The sequence below is a fragment of the Dietzia sp. E1 genome (genome assembly GCF_014145015.1).
Classification (GTDB): domain Bacteria; phylum Actinomycetota; class Actinomycetes; order Mycobacteriales; family Mycobacteriaceae; genus Dietzia; species Dietzia cinnamea_A.
On the sequence record NZ_JAALDU010000328.1, the window covers coordinates 1 to 3,179 of the forward strand.

Annotated in this window: 4 protein-coding genes; 3 read left to right on the forward strand and 1 reads right to left on the reverse strand. The window is 71.4% G+C overall.

Features of this window, described 5'->3' with window-relative positions; translation table 11 throughout:
* The coding region (locus G6030_RS11120) for a PASTA domain-containing protein (RefSeq protein WP_182643169.1) at window positions 1-1,027 on the forward strand (1,027 nt) is incomplete at its 5' end.
* A gap of 120 nt (window positions 1,028-1,147) precedes the next feature.
* On the opposite strand, the gene G6030_RS11125 is transcribed toward G6030_RS11120, so the two are convergent.
* Complete coding sequence (locus tag G6030_RS11125; RefSeq protein ID WP_182643170.1) at window positions 1,148-1,828, reverse strand: aminodeoxychorismate/anthranilate synthase component II; 681 nt, start codon at window positions 1,826-1,828, stop codon at window positions 1,148-1,150.
* Between the two features lie 86 nt (window positions 1,829-1,914).
* Between G6030_RS11125 and crgA the strand changes: the two genes are divergently transcribed.
* Both crgA and G6030_RS11135 read left to right on the forward strand, forming a co-directional pair.
* On the forward strand, window positions 1,915-2,181 hold the full coding sequence (gene crgA, locus G6030_RS11130) for a cell division protein CrgA (RefSeq protein WP_007626918.1): 267 nt from the start codon (window positions 1,915-1,917) through the stop codon (window positions 2,179-2,181).
* A 384-nt stretch (window positions 2,182-2,565) separates the two neighbouring features.
* Window positions 2,566-2,994 (forward strand): PH domain-containing protein, encoded by a 429-nt coding sequence (locus G6030_RS11135; RefSeq protein WP_347238640.1) that lies wholly within the window; start codon window positions 2,566-2,568, stop codon window positions 2,992-2,994.
* Window positions 2,995-3,179 lie beyond the last annotated feature (185 nt).

Here is a 3,179-nt window from a genome sequence, read left to right on the forward strand (position 1 = left end):
GGGTGCCGCGGCGGGGTCCCGTCCCGCGTCCCACTCCGCGGGCGGTCGCCGGCCGACGACCCGGGGCGACGACCGCCGCAGGCCACGAGGGGTGGCGATCGCGTTGGCGGTGCTGCTCGTCCTGGGCGGCGTCACGGCCGTGTCCCTGTGGGCGACCTCGAACGGCGGCGGCGGGATCTCGCGGCCGCAGGAGGTGACGATCCCGGAGGTGGCGCAGCGGCCGGTGGCCGAGGTAGTCGAGGAGCTCACCGCGCTCGGCCTGGAACCGGTGCAGGCGCCGGCGCCGCACCCGGAGATCCCCGAGGGTCACGTCATCTCGTCGGACCCGATCGCCGGCAAGCGCCTCGCGGTGGGCTCGGAGATCAACCTGGTCGTGTCCACGGGTAAGCCGATCCTGTCGGTGCCCAACGTCATGGGGATGTCGCCCGCCGACGCCCGGTTGGCGTTGGAGGAGGCCGGGTTCCAGGTCGTCCCGGAGAACGAGGCCCGGCCGTCGACGCCGGAGGACCAGGACAAGGTCGTCGACACCGATCCCGCGCCGGGCGCGCAGGTGCCCTCCGACCGGCCGGTCCGACTGACGGTGGGGTCCGGGCCCGAGCAGGTCGCGGTGCCCGGGGTGGTCGGCCAGGGCGCCGAGTCCGCCCGGGCCACGCTCGAGGCCGCGGGCTTCCGGGTGGACACGCTGCGCGTCGACGGCACCGCGCCGGAGGGTCAGGTGGTCGGCCAGTCGACGCCCGCCGGGCAGTCCCAGCTCAAGGGCGCGACGATCACGCTGCAGGTCTCGGCGGGGAACCGCTTCGAGATGCCCAACATCGTCGGCGACACCGTCGAGGAGGCGTTGGCCAAGCTCAAGCAGGCGGGCTGGCGTGGCGGCCGCGGCCAGCTCGTCGAGCTCCCGCAGAACGATCCGGACCTGTCCAGGGTCGGCCGGATCTACTCGCAGCAGCCGCCGGTGGGCGAGGCGGGCGTCAACGACCAGGTCGTGGTCCGGGTTATCCGATTCGGCCTGGTCCCCGGCCCCGGCTGACCGCCCGGCCGCGCCACCGCGCGCGGCGTGCAGCGGTCAGGCGTCGCTTCTGCACGGTTCGCCGAACCACGTCCTGGGGATACGCTGACCGAAGTGACGGCTCGCGCGATCCGGCCGCGGTCAGGCGAGGGCGGCGCCGCGGGTCCGGTCGAGCTCCGACTCCAGCCGCGTCACCAGGGTCTCGGACGGCCGCTCCCCGCACATCCCCAGCCAGTTGGCGAGCATGCGGTGTCCGCCGTCGCTCATCACCGACTCGGGGTGGAACTGCACGCCGTGGATGGGCATGTCGCGGTGCCGCATCGCCATGACCAGCCCCGACTCCGTCCACGCCGTCGGCACGAGCGTGTCCGGGATCGTCTCGGGCAGCACGGTCAGCGAGTGATAGCGCGTGGCCGTGAACGGGCTGGGGATGCCGGCGAGGACGCCGGAGTCGTCGTGTGTGACCCGGCTCGTCTTGCCGTGCATGAGCTCGGCGGCGCGGTCGACGGTCGCACCGAACGCCTCACCGATCGCCTGATGGCCCAGGCACACGCCCAGCACGGGCACGCCCGCGCGCCCACAGACCCCGATCAGCGGGATCGTGGCGCCGGCCCGGTCAGGCGTCCCGGGCCCCGGGCTGAGCAGGACGCCGTCGTACCCGCCGATGACGCGTTCCAGACCGGCCGGGTCATAGCGGCCGTCCGGGCCGGCGAGCCTTTCGTCGTCGTTCCTCCACACGTCGCACGTCGCGCCCAACTGGCCCAGGTACTGGACCAGGTTGTAGACGAAGCTGTCGTAGTTGTCGACGACGAGAATGCGCATAGACGCAGCGTACTGCGCTCGGACCGGGGAGCGTCCCCCGTGGGCTTGGTAGACTCGCCCCGACATCCCCCACCACGAGGACTGAAATGCCCAAGTCAAAGGTCCGGTCCAAGACCGAGTACACCGACGCGGCCGTCAGCCGCACCCCCGTCAAGGTCAAGGGAACCCCGACGGCGCGCTGGTACATGGTGCTCATGCTGGGTCTGATGATCGTCGGGCTGCTGTGGCTGGTCACCTACTACATCGCCGGGGAGAAGATCCCGTTCATGCGCGATCTGGAGACGTGGCAGAACTTCGCGATCGGCTTCGGTGTGGCCGTCGTCGGGCTGCTCATGACGATGAACTGGCGCTGACGGTTCTCCACAGACCCCCGCCGCGAGGCGCGCCCGCGCTTTCCACAGGCTTTTCCACAGGTCACCCCCCGCACGACGCGGGGGGTGACCTGCATTTTCTCCGAAAAGTGTCTATTTGTGCAGGTCAACAGCCCGAACGCAAGGCCGCCAACCACAGTGACCCCGCTCTTCCACACCCCTCACACACTGTGGACAACTCCCTCCACACTGGGGATAAAGCCTGTGGGACGACGACGAGGTCGACACCGCAGGTCGGGCCCGCTCCGACTCGAACGACTTTCGAACTCCACGCGTGTTATTCCTCCACAGTGTGGATAACGCCTGTGGATAAGGGAGGATGGGCGTGTGAATGGTGAGGCGGTCTCCGGAGCGGGACCCGGGGCCGTGTCGTGGTCGCCGGGCATGGTGTGGCCGGGCCTGCAGATCGCCGCGGGAGTCGTGCTGGTGGTGGTCGGACTGCAGCGTGCCGAGCCGCTCGCGCTGCTGCTCACGGGCCTGGCGGCGCTGTTCCTCATCCCGTCCGGGGCGTCGCAGTTGCTGCGGCGACCGCGGATCGAGGTCGTGGACGGGCAACTGGCGATCAAGAAACTGGGACGGGTGCTGTTCGTGCCCCGGTCCGAGGTGGTGGAGGTGCGCGCCCTCGGGTCGGCCCGGTGGGGCGTGCGGCAGCACATGATGAGGCTGGAGTACACCGACGAGCGCGGCCGCGAGCAGCTCGACGTGTTCACCCGGCTCGATCTGGGCACCGATCCGCGCGACGTCGCGGAGACGCTGACGCGGCTGGGGTTCGGCGACCGGCGCGGGGGCACGTAGCCACGGGCGGCGCGCGCGGCGCGGCCGGCGGGGCTCAGCGGAGGAAGACGAACCCCGCGGTCATGGACTCCGCCGCGTACCAGGCGGCGAGCCCGACGAGGACGACGACGACGAGGTACGCGGTCCACGACACGACCTCCCGCCCCCCGCGCCGCACACGGGCGGGCAGGCGCCGCGGCAGCACC